Source organism: Aeromonas sp. S15(2024), from assembly GCF_041402265.1.
Classification (GTDB): Bacteria; Pseudomonadota; Gammaproteobacteria; order Enterobacterales; family Aeromonadaceae; genus Aeromonas; species Aeromonas dhakensis.
The window spans coordinates 222,443-236,290 of the sequence record NZ_JBGLQY010000004.1 but is presented as its reverse complement, the minus strand read 5'-3'; the positions used below and the strand labels follow the sequence as shown (position 1 = coordinate 236,290).

18 protein-coding genes are annotated in these 13,848 nt (G+C 56.2%); 12 read left to right on the top strand and 6 right to left on the bottom strand.

From position 1 onward, the window contains the following. The first annotated feature begins 3 nt into the window (after positions 1-3). Complete coding sequence (locus ACB033_RS11680) at positions 4-528, top strand: redoxin domain-containing protein (protein WP_139724964.1); 525 nt, start codon at positions 4-6, stop codon at positions 526-528. Positions 529-607: 79 nt separating this feature from the next. On the opposite strand, the gene ACB033_RS11675 is transcribed toward ACB033_RS11680, so the two are convergent. Continuing rightward, complete coding sequence (locus tag ACB033_RS11675) at positions 608-1,036, bottom strand: hypothetical protein (protein ID WP_025201126.1); 429 nt, start codon at positions 1,034-1,036, stop codon at positions 608-610. Between the two features lie 288 nt (positions 1,037-1,324). Between ACB033_RS11675 and ACB033_RS11670 the strand changes: the two genes are divergently transcribed. The 6 genes from ACB033_RS11670 to ACB033_RS11645 all read left to right on the top strand — a co-directional run bounded on the left by ACB033_RS11670 (position 1,325) and on the right by ACB033_RS11645 (position 4,858). Beyond that, entirely contained in the window at positions 1,325-1,609 is a 285-nt protein-coding gene (locus ACB033_RS11670) for a DnaJ domain-containing protein (protein ID WP_005305278.1), read from the top strand. 23 nt (positions 1,610-1,632) lie between these two features. Further along, positions 1,633-2,175: a hypothetical protein gene (locus ACB033_RS11665; protein ID WP_371140529.1), complete on the top strand. Its 543-nt coding sequence runs from the start codon at positions 1,633-1,635 to the stop codon at positions 2,173-2,175. A 12-nt stretch (positions 2,176-2,187) separates the two neighbouring features. Next, positions 2,188-2,955, top strand: coding sequence for a hypothetical protein (locus tag ACB033_RS11660; protein ID WP_024943297.1), 768 nt, complete (start codon positions 2,188-2,190; stop codon positions 2,953-2,955). 11 nt (positions 2,956-2,966) lie between these two features. Then, positions 2,967-3,869 carry a hypothetical protein gene (locus tag ACB033_RS11655; RefSeq protein ID WP_139724970.1) on the top strand — a complete coding sequence of 301 codons (903 nt, stop codon included), beginning with the start codon at positions 2,967-2,969 and terminating at the stop codon, positions 3,867-3,869. A gap of 206 nt (positions 3,870-4,075) precedes the next feature. Then, a complete protein-coding gene (locus ACB033_RS11650) occupies positions 4,076-4,459 on the top strand; it encodes a hypothetical protein (protein WP_139724971.1) in 384 nt (127 codons plus the stop codon). 12 nt (positions 4,460-4,471) lie between these two features. Continuing rightward, positions 4,472-4,858 carry a hypothetical protein gene (locus tag ACB033_RS11645; RefSeq protein ID WP_139430658.1) on the top strand — a complete coding sequence of 129 codons (387 nt, stop codon included), beginning with the start codon at positions 4,472-4,474 and terminating at the stop codon, positions 4,856-4,858. Between the two features lie 226 nt (positions 4,859-5,084). Here the strand turns inward: ACB033_RS11645 and ACB033_RS11640 are convergent, their stop codons facing one another. After that, complete coding sequence (locus ACB033_RS11640; protein ID WP_371140528.1) at positions 5,085-5,408, bottom strand: hypothetical protein; 324 nt, start codon at positions 5,406-5,408, stop codon at positions 5,085-5,087. Between the two features lie 281 nt (positions 5,409-5,689). Here ACB033_RS11640 and ACB033_RS11635 point away from each other — a divergent pair, with 281 nt between their 5' ends. Both ACB033_RS11635 and ACB033_RS11630 read left to right on the top strand, forming a co-directional pair. Continuing rightward, positions 5,690-5,941: a hypothetical protein gene (locus ACB033_RS11635; RefSeq protein ID WP_005305289.1), complete on the top strand. Its 252-nt coding sequence runs from the start codon at positions 5,690-5,692 to the stop codon at positions 5,939-5,941. Positions 5,942-5,999: 58 nt separating this feature from the next. Continuing rightward, on the top strand, positions 6,000-6,374 hold the full coding sequence (locus tag ACB033_RS11630; RefSeq protein WP_139724973.1) for a hypothetical protein: 375 nt from the start codon (positions 6,000-6,002) through the stop codon (positions 6,372-6,374). A gap of 128 nt (positions 6,375-6,502) precedes the next feature. Here the strand turns inward: ACB033_RS11630 and ACB033_RS11625 are convergent, their stop codons facing one another. Next, positions 6,503-6,715, bottom strand: a complete 213-nt coding sequence (locus ACB033_RS11625; RefSeq protein WP_017765356.1) for a hypothetical protein — start codon at positions 6,713-6,715, stop codon at positions 6,503-6,505. A gap of 132 nt (positions 6,716-6,847) precedes the next feature. On the opposite strand from ACB033_RS11625, the gene ACB033_RS11620 reads away from it, so the two are divergent. Both ACB033_RS11620 and ACB033_RS11615 read left to right on the top strand, forming a co-directional pair. Then, positions 6,848-7,006: a DUF5993 family protein gene (locus tag ACB033_RS11620; protein WP_010636050.1), complete on the top strand. Its 159-nt coding sequence runs from the start codon at positions 6,848-6,850 to the stop codon at positions 7,004-7,006. A gap of 9 nt (positions 7,007-7,015) precedes the next feature. After that, positions 7,016-7,591: a disulfide bond formation protein B gene (locus ACB033_RS11615; RefSeq protein ID WP_216973431.1), complete on the top strand. Its 576-nt coding sequence runs from the start codon at positions 7,016-7,018 to the stop codon at positions 7,589-7,591. Between the two features lie 155 nt (positions 7,592-7,746). Here ACB033_RS11615 and ACB033_RS11610 read toward each other — a convergent pair whose 3' ends face one another. Then, positions 7,747-8,991 (bottom strand): MFS transporter, encoded by a 1,245-nt coding sequence (locus ACB033_RS11610; RefSeq protein WP_371140527.1) that lies wholly within the window; start codon positions 8,989-8,991, stop codon positions 7,747-7,749. Positions 8,992-9,078: 87 nt separating this feature from the next. Here ACB033_RS11610 and ACB033_RS11605 point away from each other — a divergent pair, with 87 nt between their 5' ends. Then, the gene (locus ACB033_RS11605) at positions 9,079-9,987 is read left to right on the top strand and encodes a LysR family transcriptional regulator (RefSeq protein ID WP_268037553.1); all 909 of its coding nucleotides are present in this window, start codon (positions 9,079-9,081) and stop codon (positions 9,985-9,987) included. A 417-nt stretch (positions 9,988-10,404) separates the two neighbouring features. Here ACB033_RS11605 and ACB033_RS11600 read toward each other — a convergent pair whose 3' ends face one another. Then, positions 10,405-11,421 carry a dienelactone hydrolase gene (locus ACB033_RS11600; RefSeq protein ID WP_241658658.1) on the bottom strand — a complete coding sequence of 339 codons (1,017 nt, stop codon included), beginning with the start codon at positions 11,419-11,421 and terminating at the stop codon, positions 10,405-10,407. A 122-nt stretch (positions 11,422-11,543) separates the two neighbouring features. Next, positions 11,544-13,838 (bottom strand): DNA topoisomerase IV subunit A, encoded by a 2,295-nt coding sequence (parC, locus tag ACB033_RS11595; RefSeq protein WP_371140526.1) that lies wholly within the window; start codon positions 13,836-13,838, stop codon positions 11,544-11,546. Positions 13,839-13,848 lie beyond the last annotated feature (10 nt).

Sequence of the window (13,848 nt, the reverse complement as noted above, 5' to 3'; positions counted from 1 at the left end):
GCCATGGCGGAGGATGCAGTCGTAAAACCACCCCGCTGGCGCCGCTGGGGCAAGGAGGCGCTCTGGCTGCTGCTGATGGCGCTGGTCATCTCCACCCTGCTGGATCTGTGGCGCAGCCCCAGCCTGCCGGCGGGGGCCATGGAAGCCCCCTTCACCCTGCAGGATGGCACCACCACCAACCTGGCCGAGCAGAGCCGCGGCAAGCCGCTGCTGGTCTACTACTGGGCCAGCTGGTGCGGGGTGTGCCGCTTCACCACACCGACCGTGGAGAGCCTGTGGCAGGAGGGAGAGAACGTGCTGACGGTGGCGCTGCGCTCCGGCAGCGATGAGCAGTTACGCGCCGGGATGGCGAAGAAGGGGCTCGCCTTTCCCACCCACAACGATGAGCGGGGAGTTCTGGCCGCCCGCTGGCAGGTGGGGGTCACCCCCACCTTCCTCGTCATCAAGGATGGGACGCTGGTGAGCAGCACCACCGGCTGGAGCTCGTGGCTCGGGCTCAAGGCCCGCCTGTTGTGGGCTGGCTGGTAATCCCGCCCGCCCAGCAATGAATGTATGCAAAGAGCCCGGTATCACGACCGGGCTCTTTTTCATCTGAAGGCTGACAAGCCTATTTCGTGGGCGCCATGGCGCCCTGACCGAGCCGCCCCCTGGCGCTGGCCCGCTCGGCCTCGTCGAGTACCCCGTCCCCGTTCTTGTCCATCCGGGTGAAGAGGGCCTCATGGCGTGCCATGAACTGCGCCTTGGTCGTGTCTTGCATAGCCCTCATGTTGCCCATGTTTCCCATCTTGCCCGGCATGGCCTGGCCGGACTGCTGCATCGCCTCGTGCATCTTGGCCATGGCAGCCTCTCTCTCGGCCACCGACAGGGTGCCATCCTTGTCGGTGTCCTGCCGGGCAAAACGCTGCTCGGCTCTTTCCATGAACTGGGCCTTGGTGATGTCCCCCTTGATGAACATCAAGGGCTCGTCGATGCTCTCATCGGCGGCGATGGCAAGGCCGCCCAGCAGTACCATTGGCAGAAGATAAAATTTGAGCATGGCTGTCCATTCCTTAGTAAGGGTCTCGGCCCGGCCGAGGCCTGCTGAAGATCGCCAGGGCAACGCCCGGCGCCTCCTGTAGTGTAGCCCCGGTGCTACTCCCTACCGGGAGGCAGATCGCAAGGTGTACCGACCGCACCTCCCCCTGGTTACTTTTCTTCCTATTCATGGCGATGGTCGCCTGTTTGCGTTAAAATGTCGGGTTTTTGCCGAGCCTGGTTTGCCAAGATCTCCGCCGCCAGGCCAGCGCAGGGTCAATTCCACGATGCCAGTGAGGCAGGATCCGTCATGAACAACTACTTCCGGGTGTTGGGCGTCAAGTCCAACGCCAGTGAAAACGACATCAAAAAAGCCTATCGTCGGCTGTCGAACCAGTACCACCCCGACAAACTGCACGGGGCGAGCGAAGAAGAGAAAGAGCAGGCAGCCCTCAAGCTGCACCAGGTAAAGCAGGCTTATGAAGTGCTGTCCGATCCGAAACAGCGGGCCGCCTTCATCAAGGATTTCAACAACGTCATCGTGACCGATCCCGCTGCTGCCATGCAGGAGATGTGGGACCAGTTCTACCCCTGAGCCACCAGGCAAGAAGAGCGACTATGCAAAAAAAATGGGACCAGGCACGGCTCAAGGCCCTGCAAAGCGATGCCAGCGAGAATATCGAATCCTACCGGGATCAGGACGACCCCAAGGGGCTCGAGCAGTTCACCGACCAGATGAAGGCCCTGCTGCTGGCCGACATGAGCATGCTGGAGTTCATGCCCGAATACCTGCCGCTGGCCCTCTATGGCCGGGTGCAGTTCCCGGCAAAGGCCAAGGGGCAGTGGAACAAGTGGCTCACCAGCGGCGAGCAGCCGAGCTGGGACGAGTTCAAGGTGAGCGTCGGCTTCAACAACGCCGCCCTGCCGCTGGTCAAGGCAGTGCGGGCCCAGAGCGAAGATCAGCTGATGGAAGCCTGCGCCGTGCTGTTTCTGCTCGACAACCCGTTGCCACGCGGCAGCCACCGCGGCGATGACGACTATGAGCTGCGCGACGAAGAAGAGGAAGACGGGGAAGATGCCGACGCCGATTATCATGGCGGCAGCGACCGCTATGGCGACGACCAGGGCGAGCAGGATATGTACGACGAAGTCCGTTTCTAATTGGGGCAAGGCATGAGCAACAGTCTGATAGAAATTACCGCCATCGAGATCAAAGAGCTGGCCGTCATCGAGCCGAAGCAGGCCAGCGAGAAGTTCGAGCTGATCGCCAAGACCATGTCTGACGACCAGCTGGCAGAAGTGATTGAAAACATTGATATCGTTACCCTGACCCAGATCAACGGCCAGCACGACATCTCCTTCCCCTCCATCATCTCCGAGCTGATGACCCCGGAGCGGATCCGCGACATCGTCTGCCAGCAACCGCTCTACTGGGAAGAGGCGATCAAGAACAACGCCGACGAGCTGCAGCAGCACACCTTCGACTTCCTCAACTACCTGATCCGCACCCAGGATAGCGAAGCCAAGCAGCGCGAGATCCTCGAGTGTGTGGCTGAGGATCCGGCCGGTCTCTTCTACCTCGCCATCCCCTTTATCGAGTTCTATCGCGGCGATCGATATGAAGAGGACGAAGGCTATCGCGACGTGCTGCACGCCGAAGAGGAAGATCTCGAAGAGTCCCTGCGCTACAGCGAGCGCCAGCAGAGCGAGGATGTGCACGACTACGCGCTGGACGACCCGCGCAGCCTCTTGATGCTGATCCGCGAGCTGGCCCCCGAGGTGGAGAAAGCCATCAAGGCGCTGCTGCGGAGCGAACACTCGACCTGGGACGGCATCATCAACAAGTTTGCCGCCGAACTGGTGATGCAGGCCAAGGAGAAGAACAAGGTCGAGGAAGACGAGTACGGCGACGTCGACGACATGTTCAGCTTTCTGGATTAAGGAGCCCATTCATGCAGTTAGTCATTCGCGATGCCAACCAGGGCCCCTTTTTGACCCAGGTGCTGCGCTTTGGCCGCGACAATGAACGCCTGAGCGAGCAACAGCTGGCCGCCATCAAGGGCAAGGCGGTGCTGATGAGCCTCAAATTCGCCGACAAGTACTACAACAAGTACAAGATGCACCTGCTGGAGCAGGCCGCCCACGACGTCATCGGCGTGATAAGCCTCGGCCTGCAGGAGCTCTCGGCGCGGGATCCGGCCAAGGCGCTGGCGCTGCTGCAGGCGCCGGAAGGCCCCATCAAACCGTTCCAGAAGGGCTGGTCAATGCTCATCACCGTCAGCCCCAAGCAGGCTGGCAACAGCCTCTACGGTGACGTGGATGCCCGCCTGCTGGACAAGATCTCGAGCCCGCCCGATGTGGAGGAGTGGCAAGGGTGGCAGGAGTACGAGAAAGCGCTGACCGAGCACAACAAGAGCCGCCTGATGGTGCTCATCGACCAGCACTTCTTCGCCTGTGAGAGCGACCACCCCACCATGGAGGACAAGTTGGCCGAAGCGCTGCTCTACCGCATCCTCTGCGGCAAGGGCAGTGGCGCCGCCCCGCTCAAGGTGAAGCAGGATCTCAAGCGCCGACTTGCGCGGGAGATTGTCCTCGACGAGGGCTGGTATGACACCGACTATCTGGCGACCCAGCTCACCCTGCTGCTGAGCGCGCTGCCCGCGGACATGGCCGCCGCCCTGCGCCAAGAGCTGAGCCCGGGCTTTGTGCCCAACCTGCTGCACACCCTCGGCTTCGTGCGCCAGTACCAGCAGTTGCAAAAAGAGGACGCCTCCCCGGAGAAGCTCGACAACATGGAGATGCGCGCCGGGCTCAAACACCCGCTGCTCGGCTGGCCGCTTTATCACGACTTCTAAGGGGCCATGGCCCCCTTGCAGGACGGCTCTTGCCTCTCCTCCCACAACGCCCGGCTTGCCGGGCGTTGCTATATCAGCAATCCTCTTGCCACCTCACTTAACAGTCGAGGAATAAAGGAGGTAAATTGGGTTCATTCAAACCCCATATATCGCTATACTCGCCTGACTCTAGGGCTGGGCAAGCTCACTGTTATAGGCCGTTTTATATGTTGCTTCCACTTATCATGCTACTCAGCACTGATGCGCCACTACTATTGGATACCCGCCTTTATAAAGAAGTTACATACAATTGCATAAGTGCAGATTTGGAGAACTGGCGGCACCCAACCAAACAGGTACTGCTGGAACGAGGTGTCATATTAAAAAAAGTCGAGTTGTGTAACGATAAAAAATATCCAATATATCATGTCCGATTGCCATATGACCCAACTGGAAAAACTCAAGACTACTTCCATCCACTTTATGCAGCCATGTATAAAGCCAATGAAAAATGGCCATATGCCATAGTGGATGATGAGGGCACTATCGTTTATGTAACGTATCGAGGAAATACCATCATTACACCTGACTACGAGTTTTTCTCTCCATAGAAGTTATAGCTTATGAAAAAAATCAAATTCTTGATTAAGTCACTGTATCATTGTTATGCATTTACTGGTGCCATTCTTTTAACATTGCTGATTATTTTTTCCGATAGTATACCGGTGTACTATGATGAACCATTCACCGATACTGCTGGGTTAACGTGGCGCAACGAAAACAATAAATTACAAGGCTATCAACTTATGACTACTGAGCAGGGCCTATATCGATTGAGGATATATGAGCTTGATAAAGACAAAAATCCACACCTATTAAATGAGATCGCTATCGTTCTTGATTTACCCTCACACTCAAATATATCTTCAAGCAGTTTCTACAACTACGATGGTCAGCAAGTCCAATTTAATACATCAATTGCCGTGCCACCCCAAATAATAAAATATTAGCCCACCCTGTAACACATATATCAATAGCCATTTATCTTCCGACACATATTAACTCAACTGATGCAATTCAAATGGTGAAGTCTGAGAAAAAGTGGTCATAACAGAGCGGTAGCTATCCTGTAGGGCTTACATAGCTGTAATACGTCATCAACTACATCTTGCCTAACAGGCGAGACAATATCGATATAGGTAGCTACTGCTCGACTTATTCATGCTGACCAGCAATTCAATTCACAATGCTCCACATGGCACTTTCCATACCCGTTTCCCGAAAGTCGATGGTCACGGGATATTCTTTGCCACACCCCATCACGGTCCAGCGCTCCTGCCAGTAGCGGCTACCTGGCTCTCCCCTAGTCAACTGCAACACCACGGGCACAAAACGCTCCGGTGCCTCACAACCCTTGGTAGCCACCCAGGACGCCACGCCCGCCATGGCATCCTGAATAAGCTGCGGGTTGGCGAGTGTGCCTTCTTGCACTGGCTTGGGTATCTCAGCCTGAGCACACAAAGCCCACCAACAAAGTAAGAACGGGGTATATCTCATCATCATGTCTCCTTATGATTTTGCCTGCTTCCAACGGGAAGTTGGTTCATTTTGACACCAATGATGCCCTGTAAAACAACTCAATAAACCTCTCGCCTAGCCAACAAATACTGGCCTTACAAAACCGCAGACTGAAAACAAGCAAGACCGCCTTCCTTATAGCGTCCACGCGAAACTACCCCGTAAGCGTCATTGGCCCCATTTTTGACAGGGATATAATGACTCCCCCATACAAGCCGCAGGGGAACAAGGCCGTGAGCAGAAAGCCCGACAGGATCACCGCGATGCAGCAGATCATCGATGCCGTGAAGGCGGAATTTCCGCTTTATCAACCGGATACCTTCAAGTGCGGGCCGGACAATACCTGCATCGGCTGCCCCAAGAAGCTGATGGAGCTGGTGGATACGGACCTCTGCTACTGGCAATATCAGATCGATCGCGGCATCCCGCCCACCTTCGACGAGCTCTACAGCTTCGGCAAGCTGTGCAAGAACATCCGCCGGGCCCTGGTGCGCAATGGCCGCATCCCCGCCTGAGCGCCCCATCGCAGCTAGGACTAAGACCCCCGCTGGCAACATCTGAGAGGTACAGAGCATGACCCAGGAGAGGATACAGACCCGCTATACGCTAAATGGCCCCCTTGCCAGCCGCGCCGAGCTGGAGCAGGCCATCACCCGGGCCATCGAGGCGAACAAGCAGGACTTCTTCCCCCTGCTGGAGCGGCTGGTGGATGTGGGGGACAGCCGGGTCAAGCTCAGTCAGAAGGACCCGCTGCGGGTACTGGGGGTGGAACTCGACGGGGCTAACACCGGCGGCAGTGCGCGCCTCAACTACGAGTCCAACTTCGCCGAGAGCTGCCGCCTTATCGATGAATATGACCAGCACCAGACCAGCGTGGCTTTTACCCTCGACGGGGATCAGCTGATCTTCGATCTTGAGCTGCCCATTGCCTGGAACTTCGACAACTAGGGCTACTCTCCGCCTTCGCCCGGCGCCCAGCCCATCACAAGAAAGGAGCCTTACCGGCTCCTTTTTCACTGACTCCCCGCATCGCGCGGCTCGTCCCTCCCTCTGCGTCACATCTCAGGTGAGGTAGTTCAGGTGAGATAGTAACGCCACGACCGGACCGGCTCGGCGAAACCGACCCGGATGCAGAAGGGCGCCAACTCGTGATTGGCCTGCTCCAGGCTGAGGGTCTGGTGGGCATCTTCCTGGCACCACTGCACGAACTCGCCGCTGTTGAAGCTGTAGTGATCCCCGTGAAAGACTCCGTGGGCCTCGATCAGCCCGATGGCTTTCTCTGTTTCCATGATTGGCCTCCCGGCATTGTGCTGCTCCCTTCAAGTCTAGCGAACAGGGAGGTGGGCGCTATCTGGAAACTGTCAGCTCACTATATACTCAAGGCTTTGTGAGCCCGGCTCACCACGATAAGGAGATATGAGATGTATATGTTTTTGCCCTTTTTGCTGGCACTGATAACGGGGATCAGCATCTTGATGAACAAGCGCGGTGCCTCCTATCTGCTCTGGGCCCTGTTGCTGGTAGTGACCTTGCTCTCCTTTATGCACCATGTGACCGACCCGCTCACCCTCTCGTTCTAGGAGCCCGCCATGAGCCTTTCGACCTCCTCAACAGCCGCGAAGAGTGACCTGCCACAACTGCTCGATACGTTGGGGCTGGCCGGCATCTGCCTGACCCTGATCGTGGCCTTCTATTACCAGCTCTATCTGGCCGAACTGCCCTGCCCCTTGTGTTTATTGCAGCGGGTCGGCCTTGTGGTCGCCGGTTTCGGCTTTATGTTCAACCTGCAATTTGGCGCAAAAGGGGCCCACTACGGCATAGTGATTGTCGGCGCGCTGACCACCGCCATGATCGGCGCCCGGCAGGTGCTGCTGCATATTCTGCCCGGCGATCCCGGCTATGGTTCCACCTTTCTCGGGCTGCACTTTTATAGCTGGTCGCTGATCAGCGCTCTGCTGATCATATTGGCCGTCGCCCTGATATTGATGGTGCGGGACGGGCTCGCTATTGCACTGCCCAAGCTGGATCTGGCGCGCTGGGGGCGTATGGCCTCCCTGCTGTTTGTCTTGCTGATTGCGGCAAACCTGATCTCTACCGTACTGGAGTGCGGCGCAGGACAGTGCGCCGATAATCCCGTCATCTACGAGCTGCTGAGCCTGCGCTAACAACCCTCAAAGGTGGCGGACAGTCCGCCACCTTTTATGGCCGTCTTATATTACCGAAAGGGGCAGCAAGCGCGACGCATTGCACTCACTGGAAATCTTCATACCTCGCCAATCAAACCGGCGGCCTACTGCCTCGTCATGAATAAAACATGACGCTAATCGGTCACCACACATACCCGTTTCAGCAGCCGATGGAGAAATATGGGCTGCACCAGCGTCAGCGCTATCACCAGCCAGGCCAGGGTAGCCATATTGCCCAGGTGACCATCGACATCGGTCAACAGCATCGAAGAGACGACGGCGGCCGAACCGCTGAATATATGCTGGAAGACATTCTGCAATGACATGAACCCTGCTCGTTCCCCGGGCTCTGCAACCTGGCTAGTCACCGCCGCAGCGGTAATCGTCCGTGTCGACGTCACCACCATGAACAAGGTAAAAACAACAATGGTCGGCAACAAGGGGGAACCCAGGAAACCATCCCAGACAATGGCGATAATCAATCCTCCCAGCCACATGGTGACGTGCATTGGGCCAACCCGGTCCATCCAATAGCCCCCCAACTGCATCGCAAGTACGCTGACCACGCCGCCCATGACATAGTACTGACTCATGTCGCCGCGAGGCACACCGAGGTTGAACTGGAAATAGGTGGCCATGTTCGGGGCAATCAGGAAGGTACTGAAAATGGCCAACCCGATTGCCATGAATGCATGCCACACCACGGCGCGTTTCAACATCCCCGTGATTGAAAAGACCTTCTGCTCTCGCCCCAGGTGAGCAGTCATATTCGGCAGCCGCATAAATACCAGCACGCTGGCGCACAAGCCCAATCCGCCAACGGCATAAAAAGGGGCGCTCCACCCTTTCAACATGGCCAGCTCCAGCCCCAGGGGGACACCGGCAATGGCAGACAACGAGAAAGCCCCCATCACTATCGCCATCGCTCGACCACGTTGTGGTACTGGCGTCGCATCCACGACGATCGCCATCGCTATCGACGTTGCCGGACCGGCAAATATGCCGGCCAGCAAACGGGTAAAGAACAGGCTTTCCATATTCCACGCCAGCGCGCATGCCCAGGTGGACAGGGTGACCCCCAGCAATGAGAGCAATGCCACCTGTTTTCTATCAAATCGATCAATATATCTGGCACATAATAAGGATGATAATGCGGCGGCCAGTGCATACCCTCCCCCCAAATATCCTATATAGGTTGGGCTGATATCTAGCGCACAAGATAAATCAGGCCCAAGTGGCATAATCATCATAAAGTCCAAAGCACTCACCAATTGGATAAAGGCGGCCAGCCAGACACACCCCATATCCATAACTGCACCGTTAGAATGAGGTTTATTACCTGATTTGTTTTTTTCTGATGTCATAGTGTTCGCGCTCAATATTTGGAGGCAGACAGCATACCCCCTACCATCCTCTATTTTTATCCTTTAGAATGGCACAGACTGTTATCATATCAGGGACAATAAATGCGCACCGGCCTGGACTTTACCTCATCAAGGATATTTATTGCCGTGGTTGAACAGGGCAGTTTTGTCGGCGCATCCAAGACCCTTGAAATACCTACCTCAAACATCAGCAGGAGTATTGCTCAGCTAGAAGAGAGACTGTCACTCCAGCTTATTGAACGCAGTACTCGGCATATGAAACTCACCCAGGCGGGCCAGCTGCTCTATTCCCGAGTAAAACCCTTGCTGGAATCACTGGAGCAAACCGAGGCTGAATTGACATCACAGCAGATCCAGCTGAAAGGGCCACTGCGCCTGTGCATTCCCAATGAAGCCGGCCCCAGACTGCTTGGTACTGCGATAGCGGACTTTGCCTGCCAGCATCCAGAAATAAAGATCAGCTGTATTACCAACCTGTCAGGATTTGAGACATTAAGGGAAGATCTGGATATAGCCGTCATCATTCACAGAGGAAAGCTGGATGACAGCGATTATATCGCCAGCCATCTGACCACCATTCCCTGTACCGTGGTTGGTTCCCCTGCTCTTATTCAGCGATGCGGGCTTCCCAACCACACGGCCCAGCTAAAGGATCTCCCCTGCATCACCACGGTGAGCGCCCTGAAAGGCATGCCTTGGCAGTTCGCTCGTCCCGACGCTGAATTTTCCACCGTTCAGGTCAATGAACACTATCGGGTCAATAGTGGTGAACTGGCGCTAAAGGCAGCAATAGCCGGGGTCGGGTTTGCCATTCTGGCCAAGGTCTCTTGCCAAGCATTTATTGATGATGGCAGCTTGGTCGAAATTGAACTTGAGTTACCCGCCGCCCCATTGCAGTTGTTTGCTGTTTATGCAAACCGCCAATATCTACCGGCTAAGACGCGCGTATTTATTGATTTTATACGGCAAAACATCATGAGTTATCAGTAGCTAAAATCGGTAACGTCTCACCAGGCTGACTTTTCGAGACACCAAAATGGTGAACCAACCAGATTCTATCACTCAAGCATGCTTCACTAATCCAACCTGCGCCCCTCACCCTGACCCTCTCCCAAAGGGAGAGGGAACCAGCGCCTGCCAACCTGTAGCCATAGATGTCACGCATTCCAAAAATGCTGCGGTCTGGGCTCCCTTCTCCCCTTGCGGGAGAAGGGTCGGGGATGAGGGGGAGCAAGCCATCGACAACTAGTAGAGCGTTAAATCAAGCAGGAGCGCGTAGGGTCGATTAGCGAAGCGTAATCGTCCGCACCGCAATCTCAGTAGCTATGGACATAGAGAAGAGACCGGCTGGAGAACCAACTGAATAGCGGCAACCTGTTTTCGCGTTCGTCTGATGACTCTTCGCCATCAGACCCGCGGCTCTTTCACTTTAAGCCACGCTCTGCTGAGAAATTCAGAAATTCTACCGTTAATTACCGTGTGTATATCGTCTCTGTTTACTCCTGGTGCATCATTACAAATAGCTTGTGCCAGTTTATTTAATTGAGCAGAGCATGGAGAGAGAAAAACAAAATGACCGGCATTGTGTATTACCTGAAATTCTTTTTCTGCAGCCAACGTGGTGGCTAGCTCCCTGGCATTTTCTTTCCAAGAAAGCTCTTCATCCTGATCACCAGTAAAAATAAGGGTAGGGGCAATCACTCTTCTGAGTGAGCCGGGAGCGAATGCCATACTCACCGGAGCCATGAAAACCCATGCCTTTATCCTAGAATCGGGGTGCACAACTAGACCAGGATGATCATTTATTATCACCCCTTTGCTTGAACATATGGCGTTCGTGTCATATTTACGACAATAACTCTCATAGCGCCCTGCATCAATATCCCCTCCTCTCAACAACAATCCTGTTGCTCCACCGGCAGAGAAACCAATAAACGCTATTTTATCTTTATCAATATATTTGGCTAGTTCAACATCATTGGTCGCAGCAGTAATGACGGCAGATATTTGTAATGGACGACCATACCAGGAGCTAATGGCCCCAGCCCCAGTCTGATCCTTGTAGTTGTCACCAGGGTGTGTGAGGGTGATAACAATATTTCCCTGCCGAGCCAGAGTCGTGGCAAGGTCATGATGACTCCATAAACTACCGGCGTTACCATGTGAGATCACTATGACTGGATAGCGCCCTGGTATTATATTCAGCGCCTTTTGTGCCGCTATTTGATAAGGGCCTATCGTACTTGGTGTCTTTTCTGCGGCCACACCGGGATAGAAATATACGGCATCCATAGGCTTTCTACCTACAGGATCAGTCACTATAAGACGCTTAAACCCTGTATATTCAGCCGATGCGACGAAGGATGGCAAGGCACTACACGTACATATTGCACAAAGTAAAAAATAACGAAAAAGAAGCCTCATCAGATATCCTTTCTGATCCAATCGACACAGGGACGACACGCTACCACTATCCCCATGAGGAGTCATTTTTCACAAAAAAATGGGAGCGAATAATTCGCTCCCATCTTGTATAGATCCGTTGACTACCCTTCCTGATTTTCCCCGGCAGCCGGTTCGGCGCCGGCGACAGTTTCAATCTCGATGCGATCGACTCGCTGCAAGCCGCGGGGCAGCTTGGCGCCGCGGCGACCGCGCTCGCCGCGGTAGTAGTCAAGATCAGAGGGCTTGAGGGTCAGCTTGCGCTTGCCGGCAAACAGGGTCACCGACTGGCCCTGCGGGATAACGGCGGCCATCACCACAAACTCCTCCCGCGCCTTCACACGCGCCGAGGGAATACTTATCAGCTTGTTGCCCTTGCCCTTGCCGAGCACCGGCAATGTGCTCAGCGGGAACAGCAACATGCGCCCTTCGTTGGAGATGGCCATGCAGAGATCGGTCTCCGGCGCGCCTATCCTCTGGGGCGCCATGACGATGCCCCCTTCCGGCACGGTGAGCAGCGCCTTGCCGTTCTTGTTCTTGCCAATGAGGTCGTCGTATTTGCAGACGAAGCCGTAACCGGCGTCGGAACAGATCAGATACGGTTCGCCCTCGTTGCCCATCACCAGATGACGCACCTCTTCGCCAGCGCCCAGCGCGAAGCGGCCGGTGAGCGGCTCGCCCTGACTGCGGGCCGACGGCAGGGTATGGGCCTCCAGCGAGTAGGTTCTCCCCAGGGTGGAGAGGAACACCGCCTGCTGGTTGCTGCGGCCATGGGCGTGGGCGAGATAGTTGTCCCCCGCCTTGTAGGAGAGGCCTTCCACATCCACGTCGTGGCCCTTGGCGGCGCGCACCCAGCCCTTGTCAGAGAGGATCACGGTGACCGGCTCGCTCGGGGTGAGCTCCTTCTCGGTCAGGGCCACGGCGGTGGCGCGCTCCACCAGCGGGGTGCGGCGATCGTCGCCGTACTTCTCGGCATCCGCCAGGATCTCTTTTTTCAGAAGGGTGCTGAGACGGCGCTCGGAACCCAGGATCAGTTCCAGCTTGTCGCGCTCTTCCGCCAGTTCGTTCTGTTCGGCGCGCAGCTTGAACTCTTCGAGCTTGGCCAGGTGGCGCAGTTTGAGCTCGAGGATCGCCTCCGCCTGGGTCTCGGTGATGTTGAAACGCTCCATCATCACCCGGCCCGGCTCTTCCTCGGTGCGGATGATCTCGATCACCTCGTCGATGTTGAGATAGGCAATGAGCAAACCTTCGAGGATGTGCAGGCGGGCCAGCACCTTGTCGAGGCGATACTGCAGGCGGCGGCGCACCGTCTCGCGGCGGAAACTCAGCCACTCGGTGAGGATGGTCTTGAGATCTTTCACCTGGGGACGGTTGTCCAGACCTAGGATGTTGAGGTTGACCCGGTAGTTCTTCTCCAGATCCGTGGTGGCGAACAGGTGGGCCATCAGCCCCTCCACGTCCACCCGGTTGGAGCGCGGCACTATCACCAGACGGGTCGGGTTCTCGTGGTCAGATTCATCGCGCAGATCGGTGACCATGGGCAGCTTCTTGGCCACCATCTGAGCGGCAATCTGCTCCATGATCTTGGCGCCTGAGGCCTGATGGGGCAGCGCCGTGATGACGATGTCGCCATCCTCTTCGCTCCACACCGCCCGCTGCTTGATGGAGCCCTTGCCGGTCTCGTAGATTTTGCGGATGTCGTCGCGCGGCGTGATGATCTCGGCATTGGTCGGGTAGTCCGGCCCCTGCACATGGGCCATCAGCGCATCCAGGCCGGCATTGGGGTTGTCCAGCAGTTCCACGCAGGCGTGGGCCACTTCCCGCGCATTGTGGGGCGGGATATCGGTCGCCATCCCCACCGCGATACCGGTCACCCCGTTGAGCAGGATGTGCGGCAAACGGGCGGGCAGCACCACCGGCTCTTTCATGGTGCCGTCGAAGTTGGGTATCCACTCCACCGTGCCCTGGCCGAGCTCGGAGAGCAGCAGCTCGGAGAAGCGCGACAGGCGCGCCTCGGTATAACGCATGGCGGCAAAGGATTTGGGATCGTCCGGCGCACCCCAGTTGCCCTGACCGTCCACCAGCGGGTAGCGGTAGGAGAAGGGCTGGGCCATCAGCACCATGGCTTCATAACAGGCGATGTCGCCGTGGGGGTGGTACTTACCCAGCACATCACCCACGGTGCGGGCGGATTTCTTGTGCTTGGAGAGGGCCGACAGACCCAGCTCGCTCATGGCGTAGATGATGCGCCGCTGCACGGGCTTAAGGCCGTCGCCGATATGCGGCAGGGCCCGATCCATGATGACGTACATGGAGTAGTTCAAGTAAGCCTGTTCGGTAAAGGTGCGCATTGGCTGGCGCTCTACCCCGTCCAGACTGAGCTCGATAGCATCACTCATGTGATTATCT

What these genes read in the sequence shown, in the direction of transcription:
- ACB033_RS11680 (WP_139724964.1), top strand. Translation starts at nt 4, where the DNA reads ATGGCGGAGGATGCAGTCGTAAAACCACCCCGCTGGCGCCGCTGGGGC.
- ACB033_RS11675 (WP_025201126.1), bottom strand. Translation starts at nt 1,036, where the DNA reads ATGCTCAAATTTTATCTTCTGCCAATGGTACTGCTGGGCGGCCTTGCC.
- ACB033_RS11670 (WP_005305278.1), top strand. Translation starts at nt 1,325, where the DNA reads ATGAACAACTACTTCCGGGTGTTGGGCGTCAAGTCCAACGCCAGTGAA.
- ACB033_RS11665 (WP_371140529.1), top strand. Translation starts at nt 1,633, where the DNA reads ATGCAAAAAAAATGGGACCAGGCACGGCTCAAGGCCCTGCAAAGCGAT.
- ACB033_RS11660 (WP_024943297.1), top strand. Translation starts at nt 2,188, where the DNA reads ATGAGCAACAGTCTGATAGAAATTACCGCCATCGAGATCAAAGAGCTG.
- ACB033_RS11655 (WP_139724970.1), top strand. Translation starts at nt 2,967, where the DNA reads ATGCAGTTAGTCATTCGCGATGCCAACCAGGGCCCCTTTTTGACCCAG.
- ACB033_RS11650 (WP_139724971.1), top strand. Translation starts at nt 4,076, where the DNA reads ATGTTGCTTCCACTTATCATGCTACTCAGCACTGATGCGCCACTACTA.
- ACB033_RS11645 (WP_139430658.1), top strand. Translation starts at nt 4,472, where the DNA reads ATGAAAAAAATCAAATTCTTGATTAAGTCACTGTATCATTGTTATGCA.
- ACB033_RS11640 (WP_371140528.1), bottom strand. Translation starts at nt 5,408, where the DNA reads ATGATGAGATATACCCCGTTCTTACTTTGTTGGTGGGCTTTGTGTGCT.
- ACB033_RS11635 (WP_005305289.1), top strand. Translation starts at nt 5,690, where the DNA reads ATGCAGCAGATCATCGATGCCGTGAAGGCGGAATTTCCGCTTTATCAA.
- ACB033_RS11630 (WP_139724973.1), top strand. Translation starts at nt 6,000, where the DNA reads ATGACCCAGGAGAGGATACAGACCCGCTATACGCTAAATGGCCCCCTT.
- ACB033_RS11625 (WP_017765356.1), bottom strand. Translation starts at nt 6,715, where the DNA reads ATGGAAACAGAGAAAGCCATCGGGCTGATCGAGGCCCACGGAGTCTTT.
- ACB033_RS11620 (WP_010636050.1), top strand. Translation starts at nt 6,848, where the DNA reads ATGTATATGTTTTTGCCCTTTTTGCTGGCACTGATAACGGGGATCAGC.
- ACB033_RS11615 (WP_216973431.1), top strand. Translation starts at nt 7,016, where the DNA reads ATGAGCCTTTCGACCTCCTCAACAGCCGCGAAGAGTGACCTGCCACAA.
- ACB033_RS11605 (WP_268037553.1), top strand. Translation starts at nt 9,079, where the DNA reads ATGCGCACCGGCCTGGACTTTACCTCATCAAGGATATTTATTGCCGTG.
- ACB033_RS11600 (WP_241658658.1), bottom strand. Translation starts at nt 11,421, where the DNA reads ATGAGGCTTCTTTTTCGTTATTTTTTACTTTGTGCAATATGTACGTGT.
- parC (WP_371140526.1), bottom strand. Translation starts at nt 13,838, where the DNA reads ATGAGTGATGCTATCGAGCTCAGTCTGGACGGGGTAGAGCGCCAGCCA.